We start from the raw sequence: 15,449 nt of genomic DNA on the forward strand, positions 1-15,449 counted from the left end.
GGTGGGACTGGTCGGAGAGGTGTTGCTGCTGCCGTTCGCCCCGGTGCGCGCCAGTGCATGGGTGATCGGACAGGTGGTGCGCGAAGCGGAGCGCACCTACTACGACCCGGCCACGGTGCGGGCCGAACTGGTGCGACTGGAGGAGGAGTTGACCGCAGGAGAGATCGACGAGGAGGAGTTCGACCGCCGTGAGGACGAGCTTCTCGACCGACTGGAGATCGGCCTGCGCGCAGAGTACGGGAACAGCGACGGGACGGCATGATGAACCGAGTGGGACTGGGCCTCGCGATCGGGGCCGGATACGTCCTCGGACGGACGAGGAAACTGAAACTGGCGCTGGCCGTCGGCGGTGTCGTCGCCGGCAAGCGAATGCATCTGAGCCCGCGGGCCGTGGCTGACCTGGTGTCGGGGCAGCTGCTGAACAACCCGCAGTTCAAGGAGATCGGGGAACAGCTGCGCGAGGACCTGCGCGGCGTCGGCCAGGCCGCCTCCGGCGCCCTGGTCGAGCGGCAGCTCGACGCGTTCGCCGAACGGCTGCACGGCCGCACCGCCGAGGTGCGCGAGCAGCTGTCCGGGACGGTGCCGACACCGGACGCGGAGGACGACGAGGCCGAGGAGCCTCGCGCACAGGACGACGAGCAGGACGAGTCCGAGGACTCCGAGTCCGATGCGCCGTCCGCGAGGAGGACGGTCAAGGGGGCTCCGGCGGGTTCGGTGCGGCAGACCGGCAAGAAGTCGGCACAGAAGGCCCCCGCGAAGATGACGGCGAAGAAGGCAGCGGCGAAGAAGACCGCCGCCGGGAGGACGGCGCACAGGACGGCCCCGGCGAAGCGGGACGGGACCGGCAAGTCGGCCGCCAAGGCGACGGCCGGGGTCGGCGGATCCGCCCGCGGCGGCCGGGCGCGCCGGACGAAGGACGGTGACGGGTCATGACCGAGGCACTCGGATCGGCGACCTCCGCGACTTCCGCGGCCGGCGGAGCGGCGAAGCAGCCCCTGGCCGCAGTGGCCCAGAGCGAGGCCGCCGACCGGCTCAGGGCCGAACTGCAGGAGTACCTCGCCGCGCAGGCCCAGCGGCTGCTGGTCGGCGCGGGACGCACGCTCGGCGAGGCCACGGTCAAGCTGAACGACATCGCCGAGGGCCGCAGCCCCGGCCTGGCCAAGCTCGCCCTCGACGGCGGCCGCAAGCTCGCCGAAGGCAAGGGCCCGATCCGCAGCGCCCTGGAGGTCGGCGCCGGACACGTCAAGGACAACGTGGTCGAGGCGTTCAAGAACCTCGGCGGCGGCAAGGGCAGGCGCAAGGACGCGGCCGGCAAGAAACCCACGGTGATCATCGAGTACGTCGACGTCGGCGTTCCGCTGCGCACCGCGTACGACCAGTGGACCCAGTACCAGGGCTTCAGCACCTTCGCGAAGGGCGTGAAGAACGCCAACCGGGCCGACGACACGCACTCCGACTGGCAGCTGAAGGTCTTCTGGTCCAACCGCAGCTGGAAGGCGCACACCACCGAGCAGGTGCCGGACGACCGGATCGCCTGGACTTCGGAGGGTGCCAAGGGCACTACGAAGGGTGTCGTCTCCTTCCACCGCCTCGACGACAGCCTCACCCGCGTCCTGCTGGTCATCGAGTACTACCCCAAGGGCCTGTTCGAGAAGACCGGCAACCTCTGGCGCGCCCAGGGCCGCCGGGCCCGGCTCGACCTGAAGAACTACGTCCGCTTCGTCACCCTCAAGGGAGAGGCCGAAGATGGCTGGCGCGGCGAGATCCGCGACGGCGAGGTCGTCCGCAGCCACGAGGACGCGGTCGCGGAGGAGGGCGAGGAGGAGTACGAAGGTAACGAGGAGGACGGCGAGACCGGTGAGACCGGTGAGGTCGGTGAGACCGGTGAGTACGCCGACGACGAGGAACCGGAGGACGAGCGACCGGAGGACGAGGAACCCGGGGACGAGGAGCCCGAGGACGCGTACGAGGACGAGCCCGAGTACGAGGAAGAGGAAGAACCCGAGTACGCCGGTGGCGGGAGCCGCCGATGACGATGCCCAGCCGGCTGCCCGAGCCCTACGGTCAGGGCAGCAGCGCCAACCTCGCCGACATCCTGGAGCGGGTGCTCGACAAGGGGGTGGTCATCGCGGGCGACATCCGGATCAACCTGCTCGACATCGAGCTCCTCACCGTCAAGCTGCGTCTCATCGTCGCCTCGGTCGACAAGGCGAAGGAGATGGGCATCGACTGGTGGGAGAGCGACCCCGCGCTGAGTTCCCACGCCCGCCGTGACGAACTGGCGCGGGAGAACGCCGAGTTGCGTGAGCGTCTGGCCCAGCTGGAGCCCGCCCGGAGACAGGAAGAGGCCCCATGAACGCACTGCGCTACGTCTACGCCGTCTGCCGCCCCTTTCGCTCCGCCCTCCAGTCCCAGCTGACGGGGGTCGCCGGGGCGCCGCCGAAGCAGCTGACGCACCACGGCCTGATCGCGGTCGTCAGCACGGTGCCCGAGGCGGACTTCGCCGAGGCTCCGCTCCGTGCCCACCTGGAGGACCTGGACTGGCTCAGCACGACCGCCCGCGCCCATCAGCAGGTCATCGACGCGCTCACCGTCGTCACCACCCCGCTACCGCTGCGGCTCGCCACCGTCTTCCGGGACGATAGCGGTGTACGGACCATGATGGAGGCCCGCGAGGCGGACTTCCGGCGCGTTCTCGACCGGCTGGAGGGGCGGGTGGAGTGGGGCGTCAAGGTGTACGTCGAGCCGGAGCCGACGGAGGCCGCCGAGTCCGGTCGGCCCGACACCAAGCCCGGGTCGGGGCGCGACTACCTGCGTCGGCGCCGGCGCCAGACGCGCGCCCGCGAGGACGTGTGGCAGAAAGCCACCGAATTCGCCGGCCGACTGCACGAAACACTCTCCGCTTTCGCCGAGGATTCCCGGCTGCACGCCCCCCAGAGCGCCACGCTTTCCGGAGCCTCCGGCCAGAATGTGCTCAATGCCGCCTACCTGGTGCCGCGCGCGGACTCCGAGGAATTCGTGGAACTCGTGGACCGGGAGAAGGACGGTTCCTCCGGAATCCGGGTCGAACTCACCGGCCCCTGGGCCGCCTATTCCTTCTCCGGCGAGTTCGCGGAGGAGCCGGAGGAGGGGCCGTGACCGTCATCGAACGCCGTGAGGTCGCCCTCGTGGACCTGCTCGACCGGCTGCTCGCCGGGGGCGTCGTCGTCACGGGGGACATCACCCTGCGCATCGCCGACGTCGATCTCGTCCGCATCGACCTGAACGCGCTGATCAGCTCGGTCAACGAGCAGGTCCCGTCGCCCTGGGGGCAATTGACGTGACGGCCCATCGCAACCGCCTCGACCTCGACCCCGACACGGTGGAACGCGACCTCGTGAAACTCGTCCTGACGGTCGTGGAGTTGCTCCGTCAGCTCATGGAGCGGCAGGCGCTGCGCCGTTTCGACGAGGGTGACCTGAGCGAGGAGCAGGAGGAGCGGATCGGGCTCACGCTGATGCTCCTCGAAGACCGTATGACCGAGCTGCGCGAACGCTACGCACTGCGGCCCGAGGACCTGAACCTGGACCTCGGGCCGCTGGGACCGCTACTTCCCCGGGAATGAAGTCCTGGGGAATGAATTCACCACCGATACCATCGGCCCCTGCCGCCTGCCGTGGTGGTGCCACGCATGACGAAACCCAGGAGCCACACCACGAGAACCGCGATCGCGATCCACCACAAGGCCTTCAATGCGAATCCGGCACCGAAGAGAATCAGGGCCAGTAGCAGTACGAGCAGAATGGGAACCATAATCTGACCTCCTGTTCGACCGAGTTTCCAGAAATTCGCGATTCAGGCTTCCTTACGGCACAGAATCTCCCCGTGCAGCACGCTGAACCATCCGTCCTCCCGGCGCCCCCACTCCCGCCATGCCTCCGACACGGCCCGTAGTTCCTCGATGGTCGCGTGCCCGCCCTCGGTGGCCCGCTCGGCATACGCCGACGCCAGCGTCCGGTCCGCCCACAGCCCGCTCCACCAGGCCCGCTCCTCCGGCGTCGAGAAGGTCCAGGTGCTCGACGTGGCCGTGACGTCGGTGAGCCCCGCACGCAGCGCCCAGGACTTCAGTCGGCGCCCGGCGTCCGGCTCGCCGCCGTTGGCGCGGGCGACCCGGCGGTACAGGCCCAGCCAGTCGTCCATGCCCGGGGACGCCGGGTACCAGGTCATGGCCGCGTAGTCCGAGTCGCGTACCGCGATGAGGCCGCCCGGCCTGGTCACCCGCCGCATCTCGCGCAGCGCACCCACCGGATCACCGACGTGCTGCAGCACCTGGTGGGCGTGGACCACGCAGAACGTGTCGTCCGGGAAGTCCAGGGCGTGCACGTCCGCGACCGCGAACTCGACGTTCGTCAGGGCGCGTCGGGCGGCCGTGGCCCGGGCCTGCTCCAGGATCTCCGGCGCCCGGTCGACACCGGTGACCTGTCCGTCGGGGACCAGGGCCGCCAGGTCGGCGGTGATCGTGCCCGGGCCGCAGCCGACGTCCAGGATCCGCATGTGCGGCTTCAGCGAGCCGAGCAGGTACGCCGCCGAGTTGGCGGCGGTGCGCCAGGTGTGCGAACGCAGCACGGACTCATGGTGCCCGTGCGTGTAGACGGCGGTCTCCTGGGTCTTCCACGGTCCCTTGGACGGTGCCTTCGACATGGCTGTTCCCCTCGTCTCGTCTGCGCGTCACCCTACGCGTGCATGTCGAATACTGAGACCCGTGTTTTGCAATACGGACTGACGTCTCGTCAGAAACGCTCGGTCAGGAACGTGCACCCGGCAGCGGGCGGTAGACCGTCAACGCCTCCGGCAGCTTCTCCAACGTCACCTCGCCGCCCACCTCGGTGACTTCGCCGTCGTACGCGAGGAGCGCGCCCGGTGTGACCCCCGACAGACGCAGCCGGCCGACCTGGACCGCCGCATGGGCGGGGGAGCGGGTCAGCGGGCCCGCGAGGGCGGCCGCGAGGAGGCGCAGGGCGGGCCGGCGGCCGCCGTGCACGACGCGGACGTCCAGCACACCGTCCGCGAGGTCCAGCCGCCGGGCGGGGGCGAGGCCCACCCGGTGGTAGGTGCCGTTCCCGGCGAACAGCAGCCACAACGGGTGGGCGCGGCCCGCGACTTCGGCGTGCAGCGGGTGACGCTCGCTGCGCATGATGCGCAGGGCCGCGAACACCCCGGCCGGCCAGGCGCCGAACCGTGCCCCGAACCGATCCCGCTCGCGCACCAGCTCCGGATACACGCCCAGGCTGCAGGTGTTGAGGAACAGGCCCTGCCGTCCGTCGCAGGAGAACCGGCCCACGTCCACACGCACGGCCTCGCCGCGCCGGACCGCCCGGCTCAGATCGTGTGCGTCCTCCACACCCAGGTCCTGGGCGAAGTGGTTCATCGTGCCGCCGGGGAGCACCGCGAGCGGCAGACCGTGCCCCAGCGCGACCTCGGCGGCCGCGTTGACGGTCCCGTCCCCGCCGCACACGCCGAGCACCCGGGCGCGGGCCGCCGCGTTCTGCAACTCGGCGCGGGTGTCGGACGGTTCACATGTGACGATCTCGGCGCGCGGCAGCGCGTCCAGCAGGGCGTGCACCCGGTCGGCGGTGCCCGACCCCGTGTTGGCCACCATGACCAGACCCTCACCGTCCGGCAGCGCCGGCACGTCCGTACGGGGCCGGGCCGGCGGCACCAGCCGGTCACGGGTCGGCACCATGCCCCGTACGGCGAACGCGGCACCCGCGCCCAGGGCAGCGCCCGCCAGCACGTCGCTCGGGAAGTGGACGCCCGTGTACACCCGGGACAGCGCGACCGACCAGGCGACCGGGGCGACGACCAGTGCCCACGCGGGCGACTCCAGGGCGACCCCGGTCGCGAACGCCGCCGCCGACGCGGAGTGACCGGACGGGAACGAGGTGGTGATCGGCTGCCGCTTCAGCTGCCGGACCAGCGGTACGGGATCCAGCAGCGGCCGGGGACGGCGCACCGACCGCTTGCCGAGGGTGTTGATGGTCAGCGAGGCCAGGCTGAGCGAGGCCAGCCCCCGCACCGCTGCCCGACGGGCCCGGGGCGTGCGGCTGGCGGCGATGGCGGCGGCCGTCGCGAACCACAGCACCCCGTGGTTCGCGCTCCGGCTCAGCCGCGGCAGCACCCGCTCGGCATACGGCCAGTGCTGCTCGGCGGCGAACTCGAACAGCCGGGAGTCGAGGGCGAGCAGCCGGTCGCGCAGGGCGTGCCGGCCGGGCCTGGGGACGGTGAGGTCGACGTCTGGGCTCATACAGGGCTGGGTACCCTGAAGTGGCCGATTGCTGTCCGGCCCGCGGTGAGAGACACACGGAGGAACCCGTCACATGCGCCTGCTCCTCGTCCGCCACGGCCAGACCCCGTCCAACCTGCACCACCTGCTGGACACGGCCGTCCCCGGCCCGGGCCTCACCGCACTCGGCGAACAGCAGGCCGGGGCCCTGCCCGCGGCGCTGGCCGACGAGGACATCGAGGCCCTCTACGCCTCCACCCTCACCCGTACCCGGCACACCGCGGCCCCACTGGCCGCCGCCCGCGGCCTCGACGTGCTCGTCCGGGACGGCATCCGCGAGGTGTCCGCGGGCGACCTGGAGATGCTGCCCGGCGACTCCGAGCGGGGCCGGCTCTACATGAGGACGGTGTTCGGGTGGGCGGCCGGTGACCCGGAGCAGCGCATCCCGGGCGGCGAGAACGGCACGGAGGTGCTGGCGCGGTACGACGCCGTGGTGGCCGAGGCCGTGGAAAGCGGCGCCGGGACCGTCGCCATGATCAGCCACGGTGCGGTGATCCGTCTGTGGACGGCTGCTCGTGCGGACAACGTGGACGTGGCCTTCGCCGCGGCGCGACCGCTCGAAAACACGGGCGTGGTGATCCTTGAGGGCTCGCCCGGGGACGGGTGGAAGGCGTTGTCGTGGGCCGGGGCTGTGGTGGCTCCGGCCGGGGAGGGCGGGCCTGCGGGGTGGCCGGTCGTCGGGGATGCGCCGTAAGCCCGCCCCGGGAAGGGGCTCCGGGAACGGCGTTCCGAATATCGGTTTGCCGGAGCTCCGCGGCGGCCCGCACAATTCCTCATCATGGGACATCTGGAAGCCGCGCATCTTGAGTACTACCTCCCCGACGGGAGGGCGTTGCTCGGCGACGTGTCCTTCCGGGTGGGGGAAGGCGCAGTCGTGGCGCTGGTCGGGCCCAACGGTGCCGGAAAGACGACCCTGCTGCGGCTGATCTCCGGGGAGCTGAAGCCGCACGGCGGCACCGTCACCGTCAGCGGCGGGCTCGGTGTGATGCGGCAGTTCGTGGGGTCCGTACGGGACGAGACGACCGTACGTGATCTGCTCGTGTCGGTCGCGCCGCCGCGTATCCGCGAGGCCGCGCAGGCCGTCGATACCGCCGAGCACTTGATCATGACCGTCGATGACGAGGCCGCCCAGCTGAAGTACGCGCAGGCGCTCTCCGACTGGGCCGAGGCGCGCGGGTACGAGGCCGAGACGCTGTGGGACATGTGCACCACTGCCGCGCTCGGCGTGCCGTACGAGAAGGCGCAGTGGCGGCAGGTGCGGACCCTGTCGGGCGGTGAGCAGAAGCGGCTGGTGCTGGAGGCGCTGCTGCGCGGCACCGACGAGGTGCTGCTGCTCGACGAGCCCGACAACTACCTCGACGTGCCCGGCAAGCGGTGGCTGGAGGAGCGGCTGAAGGAGACCCGCAAGACGGTCCTCTTCGTCTCCCACGACCGTGAACTGCTCGCCCGTGCCGCCGAGAAGATCGTGTCGGTGGAACCCTCGCCGGCCGGTGCGGACGCCTGGGTGCACGGCGGTGGCTTCGCCACCTACCACGAGGCCCGGCGTGAACGCTTCGCCCGCTTCGAGGAGTTGCGCAGGCGCTGGGACGAGAAGCACGCCCAGCTGAAGAAGCTGGTGCTGAGTCTCCGGCAGGCCGCCTCGATCAGCCATGAGCTGGCCTCCCGCTACCAGGCCGCGCAGACCCGGTTGCGCAAGTTCGAGGAGGCGGGGCCGCCGCCGGAGCCGCCGCGTGAGCAGGACATCCGGATGCGGCTGAAGGGCGGGCGTACCGGGGTGCGGGCCGTGACCTGTGAGGAGCTTGAGCTCACGGGGCTGATGAAGCCGTTCTCCCTGGAGGTCTTCTACGGCGAACGCGTCGCCGTCCTGGGCTCCAACGGTTCCGGCAAGTCGCACTTCCTGCGGTTGCTGGCGGGGGAGGGCGTCGCGCACACGGGGGCCTGGAAGCTGGGGGCGCGCGTCGTGCCCGGGCACTTCGCGCAGACCCATGCGCACCCCGAGCTGATGGGCCGGACCCTCCTCGACATCCTGTGGAAGGAGCACGCCCAGGACCGCGGAGCCGCGATGTCCCGGCTGCGCCGCTACGAGCTGACCCAGCAGGCCGAGCAGAGCTTCGACCGGCTCTCCGGCGGACAGCAGGCCCGGTTCCAGATCCTGCTGCTGGAGCTGGAGGGCGTCACCGCGCTGCTGCTCGACGAGCCGACCGACAACCTCGACCTGGAGTCCGCCGAGGCGCTGCAGGAGGGGCTGGAGGCGTTCGAGGGCACGGTGCTGGCGGTCACCCATGACCGGTGGTTCGCGCGGTCCTTCGACCGGTACCTGGTGTTCGGCAGCGACGGCCGGGTACGGGAGACGGCCGAGCCCGTCTGGGACGAACGCCGCGTGGAGCGGACCCGCTAGTTTCCTCGCCCCCGCCGCCCCTACCCGTCCCATCCCCAGGGGCTGCCGCCCCTTCGCCCCCGCCTCCCAGGGGGCTCCGCCCCCTGGACCCCCGCTCCTCAAACGCCGGAGGGGCTGGGTTTGCTGCCCGCTTCTCGAACGCTGGAGGGGCTGGGTTTGCTGCTCGTTTCTCGGATGCCGGAGCGGGTGGGTTTGCGGGGGGACTGGTTTTTCAGCCCGTCCGGCGTTTGAGGACGAGGCCCTTTCGGGGCCGATGCGGGGGTCTGGGGGCGGCAGCCCCCAGGGATGGGACGGGTAGGGGCGGCGGGGGCGAGACAAGTCAGGGCAGGACGGCGTGCACGGAGGCCCAGGGGCCGGGGTGTTCGTACAGTGGATTCAGACAGGCGGGATCCATGGCTCTCTCCCGTACACCGCTCGGGGGCTGTGTGCTCAACGGGCGGGTACCCGGACCGCATGACGGACCACGACGAGCGGGGCACCACGATGACCGGAGTCGACCCCGGCCGGCTGGACGACCAGCAGCTCATGAAGGAGCTGGAGACCATCCACCGGACGCGCCACGACACGCTGCTGTACGGCTCGAACGACGCGCTGCGGGCCCACAACGAACGCATGGCCCAGCTGGAGGGCGAATACCTGCGCCGCAACCCACGCCGCACGGTGGCCGCGGGCCGAACCCGCGAGGGCGCCCGCGACCGCACGGGGACCGGCGCGGCACCGACGGCTCCGTCGGCGTGACCGCAGGCCGGACCGAGAGCGTGCCGGCCAGCGCTGAGGCATGGCCACGCCGCACCTGACCTGGTGTTTTGACCTGGTGATTCCGGCCACCCGATCGGCTCAGCACCGCACCGGCGGCCGCCCCCGGTGGCGATGTGCGGCCAGCGCGGTGCGGAAGGCGCGCAGGAAGTCCTCGGTCGCCGGACCCGGGGAGGTGTCCGTGACCACGCCGTGGTCGGCGACCGTACGGTGGAACTCGGTGGACAGCCGTACGCCCTCCGGCTCCAGGGCGGACAGAACGCCCACCCCCGAGCCGAGTGCGCCCACCGGCTTGCCGTGCCGGTAGGCGTCCCGGACGAAGCGGACCGCGTCCTGGTCGGCGGCCGTGGGCGGGGTGTCCACGGGGCCGCCGGGCAGCAGTACGGCGTCGTACAGCACGGAGGCGACGGTCGGCAGCGCACGGTCGACCGGGAAGCGGTCGCCGTCGGCACCGGTGACCGCCCCGGCCGTCGGCGCCAGCGCCTCCACGACGGCTCCCTCGGCCGTGAGCGCGGCACGCACCGATGTGACCTGCGCGGTGTCGACACCGTCGGTGACGAGGACCGCGACCTGCTGGGTGCGGATCGAGCCGTCGCCGCGCAGGGACTCCAGGCTCAGCGCGGGGGAGGACAGCTTGTCGGCCGCCTGCGCCGCGGACGGATCCGGAACCCCGACACCCCGTGCCACCGCCACCGCCAGGTCACCGTTCACCTGGGCCAGCTGCTCGACCGTACGGGCCCGCACCGCCATCGCGCCGACCTTGCCGAGCTCGAACCGGAACGCCTCGACGATGTGCTCCTTCTCCCAGTCCGCCATGCTGTTCCAGAACATCGCGGGCTGGGTGTGATGATCCTGGAAGCTCGCACTGCGGCGGCGGATCTTGGCGCCGTCCACGCGTTCGGCGTAGTGCGTGTACGCGTGCCCGTCGGCGCCGGCGTGTGCGGGACAGCCGCCGCCCAGGGAGTTCGGGAAGTAGTTGGTGCCGCTGTGGATCGCGCTCTGGTGGTAGCCGTCGCGCTGGTTGGTGCGTACGGGGGACACCGGGCGGTTCACCGGCAACTGTGCGAAGTTGGGGCCGCCGAGGCGGATCAACTGGGTGTCCAGATAGGAGAAGTTGCGGGCCTGGAGCAGCGGGTCGTTGGTGAAGTCGATGCCGGGGACGATGTTGGCCGTGTGGAAGGCGACCTGCTCGGTCTCGGCGAAGAAGTTCTCCGGGTTGCGGTCCAGCACCATCCGGCCGATCGGCCGCACCGGCACCTGCTCCTCCGGAATGAGCTTCGTCGCGTCGAGAAGATCGAAGTCGAAGGCGAACTCGTCCTCCTCCGCGACCAGTTGGACGCCCAGCTCCCATTCCGGGTATTCGCCCGCCTCGATCGCGTCCCACAGATCGCGCCGGTTGAAGTCCGGGTCACGGCCCTGGCACTCCTGCGCCTCGTCCCACACCAACGAGTGCGCGCCCAGCTTCGGCTTCCAGTGGAACTTCACGAAGGTGCCGCGCCCCTCGGCGTTCACGAACCGGAAGGTGTGCACACCGAAGCCCTGCATCATGCGGTAGCTGCGCGGGATCGCCCGGTCCGACATCAGCCACATGATCGCGTGCAGCGTCTCCGGCTGCAGCGACACGAAGTCCCACAGGGTGTCGTGCGCGGAGGCACCGGTCGGGATGTCGTTGTGCGGCTCCGGCTTCACCGCGTGCACGAAGTCGGGGAACTTGATGCCGTCCTGGATGAAGAAGACCGGGAAGTTGTTCCCGACCAGGTCGTAGTTGCCCTCCGACGTGTAGAACTTGGTCGCGAAACCGCGCACGTCCCGCACCGTGTCGGCCGAGCCGCGCGGTCCCTGCACCGTCGAGAACCGTACGAACACCGGCGTCCGCACCGACGGATCCTGGAGAAAGGCCGCGCGCGTGAACTCCGCGCAGGACTCGTACGGTTCGAAATAGCCGTACGCGCCCGCGCCCCGCGCGTGCACCACCCGCTCGGGGATCCGCTCGTGGTCGAAGTGGGTCAGTTTCTCCCGGAAGTGAAAGTCCTCCATCAGCGTCGGACCGCGTTCACCGGCTGCCAGCGAGTCGTCGGTGTGGTCGACCTCCACCCCCTGGTCGGTGGTCAGCGGACCCGTGGTCGGGTCGTCCGCCCGGAACGTCTCCCGCTGCTCCTGCTTGCGGTCCGCCATCAGGCGACCTCCTCGGGCTGCCGGGCGAAGACGTCGAGGAAGGCCTCACAGAACGCTTTCAGATCGCTTGGCCTACGGCTGGTGATCAGCTTGTTCGGGCCGTGGTCGCAGATCCGTACCTGCTCGTCGACCCAGGTGCCGCCCGCGTTGCCGATGTCGGTCCGCAGGCTGGGCCAGGACGTCAGCACCCGGCCGCGTACGACGTCCGCCTCCACCAGCGTCCACGCGGCGTGGCAGATCGCGGCGACCGGCCGGCCCTGCTCGAAGAAGTCCCGTACGAACGCCACCGCCTTGCGGTTCGTCCGCAGATAGTCGGGGTTGGCGACCCCGCCCGGCAGCACCAGCGCGCCGAACGAGCCGGCCGTGGTCTCACCCACGACCTCCTGGACGGGGAACTTCTCCGCCTTGTCGAGGTGGTGGAACGCCTGGATCGTGCCCGGCTTCGTCGACACCAGGACCGGTTCGTGTCCCGCGTTCACCGCCGCCTGCCAGGGATCGGTGAGCTCGACCTGTTCGACGCCCTCGGGTGCGGTCAGAAATGCGATACGCATCGTGTCTCAACGTCCTTCCGTGACGGTGACTTCTCGTCTCACTCGTCCGGTGCGGCGCGGCTGATCTCGGCCAGTGCCGAGTCGGGGTCCTGCGTCTCGGCCAGGTCCCCGAGGCTGACGACGCCGACCGGCAGACCGTTCTCCACGACCGGCAGCCGCCGTACGGCGTGCTCACGCATGAGCGAGATCGCGAGGGACGTCCGCTCACCCGGGCCGATCACCACCGGATCCGGGGTGCACACCGACTCGGCGCTCACCGTCAGCGGGTCGGCGCCGTCCGCGACGGCCCGCACCGTGATGTCACGGTCGGTGAGCACCCCCACGACGCGCTCCCCGTCGGCCACCAGCACATCGCCGATGTCCTGCGCGCGCATCAGCTGCGCGGCCTCGACGAGCGAGGCGCCCGGCCGGACGGCGACCGCGCCCGGCGTCATGACGTCCCTCACGAAATCGGCCATGTCCGGTCCTTCCCTCCATCCTTTCCGCGTTTCCCGGCGCGGTACGGGTCCGCTACGCGTTCCGCCGCCGAGTCGGCCGCCCGGCCCCGGTCAGGGCCTCGGCCAGCTCCTGCACGTTGGCGTAGCGCGCCGTGCGCGGCAGCCGTTCCAGCGACTCGACGAGAGCGTCGGGCGCGTATTCGCGGCGCAGCGCTCCGGTCAGCTCCCTGGGACTCGCCGGGAAGGCGCTACGGCCCAGCAATCGGGCCAGCTCCAGCCGGACCGTCGCCAGGGACGCCGTCGTGGGCCCCGGCCAGCCCACCGGCCCGCGGGCGACCTCCGGGTCGTCCTCGGCGATCGGCTCCGGGTCGTGCCACTCGTCGGTCCGGGTGGGGTGCCCGGACCTCAGCAGCCCCTGTAGTTCGTGCTTCATCTCGTCGTCACGGTGAACGCTCAGCCGGTCACTGCCTCGCTGCATGACTCCCTCCAGATCTTCGGGCTGCGCACCGCGTACCCGACGAGTGGGGGGCCGACACAGGGTTTGCGCTCCGGAAGGCGGGTCACCCGGCCTTCACCCCCCACATGTTCCGGGGAAGGACCAGGCCATGGCACTGATAGCTGTGCTGCTTCCGTTCCTCATGCTCGGCGTGGTGCTGGCACTGGGCCGCTACGAGGAACTGCTCCTGCCGAAGGAGCCGGACGAGGACCGGCAGGAAGGAGCGGCCCTGGGGCATTGAGTCCTTCTGTCGGACGAAAGGAAAGAGTTCAGTCCACGTGGCCCTGACCTGGGCACTGAACTCTTCTCTGCATGAAAGGAAGTAGCGAACCTCGCGCGGAACAGTTCAGTGCGCAGACCATGATCGCACCGGGTCGCCCACGGCACCAGCGGCTCTCGGGTCATCCTGGGGTCCAGTGCCCTTCTCGTCCAGCCATTCCAGCCCCCACAGCGTCAGCGCCCTGGCGGCAGATTCTGGAACGCGATCGTGGAACTTCCGTCGGGCTTCGGTCACCGAGGCCACGCTCAGTCCTTCCCAGCCTCCGGCGTAGACAGGGGAGTCACGGGCTGGGCTGCCTGTGAGGGCTTCCCAGATCCACGCTGCGGCGTGGCGTTGCCGCTGGCGAGTAACGCCCATCCGTACTGGACGGAAGATCGAGAACAGGCTGTCATAAGGGACCTCGAGAAGTTCGGATAGCGCTCTCCGGCGAGCGGAATAATCAATGGCTCCTCGTTTCCGCAGTAGATCGGCCAAAATGCGAACGCCGTTCCAGAAAGCCTGAGGGTCAGGGATTTTCTGGGTAGTTTTTCCCCAATTTCCCTTGCGGCGCTGTTGGGTCTCGAGCTGGTCTTCGGCTTGGGCCCAAGTCTCTGCTCCGGCCAGGCGAGCGAGTCCGAGGGAGCAGAAGTGCCTGCCGATGACAGGTGTGGTTCCGGGAAGGTGAAGGGCCATGACGTTGCGGTAGTCATCAGCACCTATCAGATTGGGAATATGCCGGAACTCCAGGGCGACGGATGATCCAGTGGTAACGGCGCCAGCGATTCGGTAATGGTGGGGAACGATCGCCGTCATCATGCGATGCAGTCCCGCCGGGTGCTGGATGCCGCGCAGCGGGTTGCGGCCACTGTGCCTGGTTTGCCGTTCTGCGGCCAACCTGCGCGCCCAAGGAGCCACGACGACCTCACGCCGCCGGGCCCCGGTGCCGCTCTCGCGGCCGCGGCTCCACCCGGCAAGCTGCTCGCCTACCGCGGCGGCCATTGGGACCCCTACGTCGGGGAGGGCTTCGACCAGGTGGTTCCCGACCAGATCGCCTTCCTCAAGCGGACTCTCGGGGCTCCAGCCGCTCGGTGACGGTGCGGCGCACCCTCACCGGCGCGTAGGCGGGGACCGCTCCCTCGCCGGCGCCGGTGTCGTACGCACGTCGGTGCGATCTGCCTGATCAAGTCGCCCTCGCGTCAGCACCGCGCACTGTCGGGACTGCCGCAGCGGCTGGCCGCACTGGCTGATCCGCGGCACCGGCGCGGGAAGCGTCACCCGTTCGTGAGCGTGCTGCTGATCGCGTGCTCGGCCGTACTGGTCGGGCCCCTCGTTCGCCGTGGTCGGCCAGTGGGCCAAGAACGCTCCGCAGGAGGCTCTCGCCCGGCTCGGTGCCCGCACCACCAGCGTGTTCGCCGTCCGCGTTGCGCCGAGCCCGGCGACCGTCCGCCGGATCATCAACACCACCTGTCCCGGCGGCCTGGCCGACCTGCTCGGCGCCGCCCCGGCCGGGTCCGACACCCCGGCCGTGGACGGCAAGAGCACCCGCGGCTCGTGCAGCGGCGACAGCCCGGCCGCACATCTGCCGGCCGCTGTGACCTGTGCCATGACGGCCGTCACCCAGCTGCGAGTGCCGGACAAGACCAACGAAATCACCTGCTTCGCGGCCCCGTTAGAGCCCTACAACCTGACCGGCGTGAGGTGACCGCCGACGCCCTGCACACCCAGCGCGCACACGCCCACTTCCTCGTCGAGCAGAAGGACGCGCACTATGCCTTCCCCGTCAAGAAGAACCAGCCGATCCCTTATGCGCAGCTCAAGACACTGCCCTGGAACAAGGCGACGGCGAAGTTCTACGACCGGTCCCACGGCAACGGACGGTTGGAGACCCGGACGGTACAGGTCCTGACGTCACCGCCCTCGGCATCGACTTCCCGCACGCCGCGCAGATCGTCCGCCACCGGACCTGCGTGAAGAGGGGCAGACGCACCTGCGAGACGGTCTACGTGCTGACCGCCCTCACCAGCCACCAGGCATCCCCCGAGCGTCTCGCGAAGA

General features: G+C 70.4%; 21 protein-coding genes. 13 read left to right on the plus strand and 8 right to left on the minus strand.

The genetic code is table 11. The annotated features are described in order from the left end of the window. Position 1: 1 nt before the first annotated feature. Genes POF73_RS05650 through POF73_RS05680 form a run of 7 tightly spaced genes read left to right on the plus strand, consistent with a single transcriptional unit; the run spans position 2 to position 3,604 of the window. On the plus strand, positions 2–262 hold the full coding sequence (locus POF73_RS05650) for a gas vesicle protein GvpG (protein WP_272113352.1): 261 nt from the start codon (positions 2–4) through the stop codon (positions 260–262). Next, on the plus strand, positions 262–933 hold the full coding sequence (locus tag POF73_RS05655; RefSeq protein ID WP_272113482.1) for a DNA primase: 672 nt from the start codon (positions 262–264) through the stop codon (positions 931–933). The genes POF73_RS05650 and POF73_RS05655 overlap by 1 nt, the downstream gene beginning before the upstream one ends. Beyond that, positions 930–2,033 (plus strand): SRPBCC family protein, encoded by a 1,104-nt coding sequence (locus POF73_RS05660; RefSeq protein ID WP_272113353.1) that lies wholly within the window; start codon positions 930–932, stop codon positions 2,031–2,033. Before POF73_RS05655 ends, POF73_RS05660 begins: the two co-directional genes overlap by 4 nt. Then, positions 2,030–2,356, plus strand: coding sequence for a gas vesicle protein (locus POF73_RS05665; protein ID WP_272113354.1), 327 nt, complete (start codon positions 2,030–2,032; stop codon positions 2,354–2,356). Before POF73_RS05660 ends, POF73_RS05665 begins: the two co-directional genes overlap by 4 nt. Next, positions 2,353–3,138 carry a GvpL/GvpF family gas vesicle protein gene (locus tag POF73_RS05670; RefSeq protein WP_272113355.1) on the plus strand — a complete coding sequence of 262 codons (786 nt, stop codon included), beginning with the start codon at positions 2,353–2,355 and terminating at the stop codon, positions 3,136–3,138. The genes POF73_RS05665 and POF73_RS05670 overlap by 4 nt, the downstream gene beginning before the upstream one ends. Beyond that, a complete protein-coding gene (locus POF73_RS05675) occupies positions 3,135–3,323 on the plus strand; it encodes a gas vesicle protein (protein ID WP_272113356.1) in 189 nt (62 codons plus the stop codon). The genes POF73_RS05670 and POF73_RS05675 overlap by 4 nt, the downstream gene beginning before the upstream one ends. Next, the gene (locus POF73_RS05680; protein WP_272113357.1) at positions 3,320–3,604 is read left to right on the plus strand and encodes a gas vesicle protein K; all 285 of its coding nucleotides are present in this window, start codon (positions 3,320–3,322) and stop codon (positions 3,602–3,604) included. Before POF73_RS05675 ends, POF73_RS05680 begins: the two co-directional genes overlap by 4 nt. 17 nt (positions 3,605–3,621) lie before the next feature. On the opposite strand, the gene POF73_RS05685 is transcribed toward POF73_RS05680, so the two are convergent. From POF73_RS05685 to POF73_RS05695, 3 genes are all read right to left on the minus strand, one after another. Next, positions 3,622–3,792, minus strand: coding sequence for a hypothetical protein (locus tag POF73_RS05685; protein ID WP_062702272.1), 171 nt, complete (start codon positions 3,790–3,792; stop codon positions 3,622–3,624). Positions 3,793–3,834: 42 nt separating this feature from the next. Then, positions 3,835–4,680 carry a methyltransferase domain-containing protein gene (locus tag POF73_RS05690; RefSeq protein ID WP_272113358.1) on the minus strand — a complete coding sequence of 282 codons (846 nt, stop codon included), beginning with the start codon at positions 4,678–4,680 and terminating at the stop codon, positions 3,835–3,837. Between the two features lie 103 nt (positions 4,681–4,783). Then, on the minus strand, positions 4,784–6,283 hold the full coding sequence (locus tag POF73_RS05695; protein ID WP_272113359.1) for a bifunctional phosphatase PAP2/diacylglycerol kinase family protein: 1,500 nt from the start codon (positions 6,281–6,283) through the stop codon (positions 4,784–4,786). 73 nt (positions 6,284–6,356) lie between these two features. Here POF73_RS05695 and POF73_RS05700 point away from each other — a divergent pair, with 73 nt between their 5' ends. From POF73_RS05700 to POF73_RS05710, 3 genes are all read left to right on the plus strand, one after another. Next, complete coding sequence (locus tag POF73_RS05700; protein WP_272113360.1) at positions 6,357–7,016, plus strand: histidine phosphatase family protein; 660 nt, start codon at positions 6,357–6,359, stop codon at positions 7,014–7,016. Positions 7,017–7,100: 84 nt separating this feature from the next. After that, positions 7,101–8,720, plus strand: a complete 1,620-nt coding sequence (locus POF73_RS05705; RefSeq protein ID WP_272113361.1) for an ABC-F family ATP-binding cassette domain-containing protein — start codon at positions 7,101–7,103, stop codon at positions 8,718–8,720. Between the two features lie 453 nt (positions 8,721–9,173). Then, positions 9,174–9,458 (plus strand): DUF6158 family protein, encoded by a 285-nt coding sequence (locus POF73_RS05710; protein ID WP_272113362.1) that lies wholly within the window; start codon positions 9,174–9,176, stop codon positions 9,456–9,458. A 99-nt stretch (positions 9,459–9,557) separates the two neighbouring features. On the opposite strand, the gene POF73_RS05715 is transcribed toward POF73_RS05710, so the two are convergent. Genes POF73_RS05715 through POF73_RS05730 form a run of 4 tightly spaced genes read right to left on the minus strand, consistent with a single transcriptional unit; the run spans position 9,558 to position 13,117 of the window. Then, on the minus strand, positions 9,558–11,651 hold the full coding sequence (locus POF73_RS05715) for a catalase (protein WP_272113363.1): 2,094 nt from the start codon (positions 11,649–11,651) through the stop codon (positions 9,558–9,560). Then, positions 11,651–12,202 carry a type 1 glutamine amidotransferase domain-containing protein gene (locus POF73_RS05720; RefSeq protein WP_272113364.1) on the minus strand — a complete coding sequence of 184 codons (552 nt, stop codon included), beginning with the start codon at positions 12,200–12,202 and terminating at the stop codon, positions 11,651–11,653. Before POF73_RS05720 ends, POF73_RS05715 begins: the two co-directional genes overlap by 1 nt. A gap of 38 nt (positions 12,203–12,240) precedes the next feature. Then, entirely contained in the window at positions 12,241–12,660 is a 420-nt protein-coding gene (locus tag POF73_RS05725; RefSeq protein WP_272113365.1) for a CBS domain-containing protein, read from the minus strand. A gap of 52 nt (positions 12,661–12,712) precedes the next feature. Then, the gene (locus POF73_RS05730; RefSeq protein WP_272113366.1) at positions 12,713–13,117 is read right to left on the minus strand and encodes a DUF2795 domain-containing protein; all 405 of its coding nucleotides are present in this window, start codon (positions 13,115–13,117) and stop codon (positions 12,713–12,715) included. Positions 13,118–13,244: 127 nt separating this feature from the next. On the opposite strand from POF73_RS05730, the gene POF73_RS05735 reads away from it, so the two are divergent. After that, a complete protein-coding gene (locus POF73_RS05735; RefSeq protein ID WP_272113367.1) occupies positions 13,245–13,376 on the plus strand; it encodes a hypothetical protein in 132 nt (43 codons plus the stop codon). A 105-nt stretch (positions 13,377–13,481) separates the two neighbouring features. Here the strand turns inward: POF73_RS05735 and POF73_RS05740 are convergent, their stop codons facing one another. Further along, positions 13,482–14,393 (minus strand): hypothetical protein, encoded by a 912-nt coding sequence (locus POF73_RS05740; protein WP_272113368.1) that lies wholly within the window; start codon positions 14,391–14,393, stop codon positions 13,482–13,484. Between the two features lie 337 nt (positions 14,394–14,730). Here POF73_RS05740 and POF73_RS05745 point away from each other — a divergent pair, with 337 nt between their 5' ends. Both POF73_RS05745 and POF73_RS05750 read left to right on the plus strand, forming a co-directional pair. Next, positions 14,731–15,096 carry a hypothetical protein gene (locus POF73_RS05745; protein ID WP_272113369.1) on the plus strand — a complete coding sequence of 122 codons (366 nt, stop codon included), beginning with the start codon at positions 14,731–14,733 and terminating at the stop codon, positions 15,094–15,096. Next, the gene (locus POF73_RS05750) at positions 15,093–15,365 is read left to right on the plus strand and encodes a hypothetical protein (protein ID WP_272113370.1); all 273 of its coding nucleotides are present in this window, start codon (positions 15,093–15,095) and stop codon (positions 15,363–15,365) included. Before POF73_RS05745 ends, POF73_RS05750 begins: the two co-directional genes overlap by 4 nt. Positions 15,366–15,449: the final 84 nt, after the last annotated feature.

It is taken from the genome of Streptomyces sp. HD, from assembly GCF_028369295.1.
Lineage (GTDB): Bacteria > Actinomycetota > Actinomycetes > Streptomycetales > Streptomycetaceae > Streptomyces.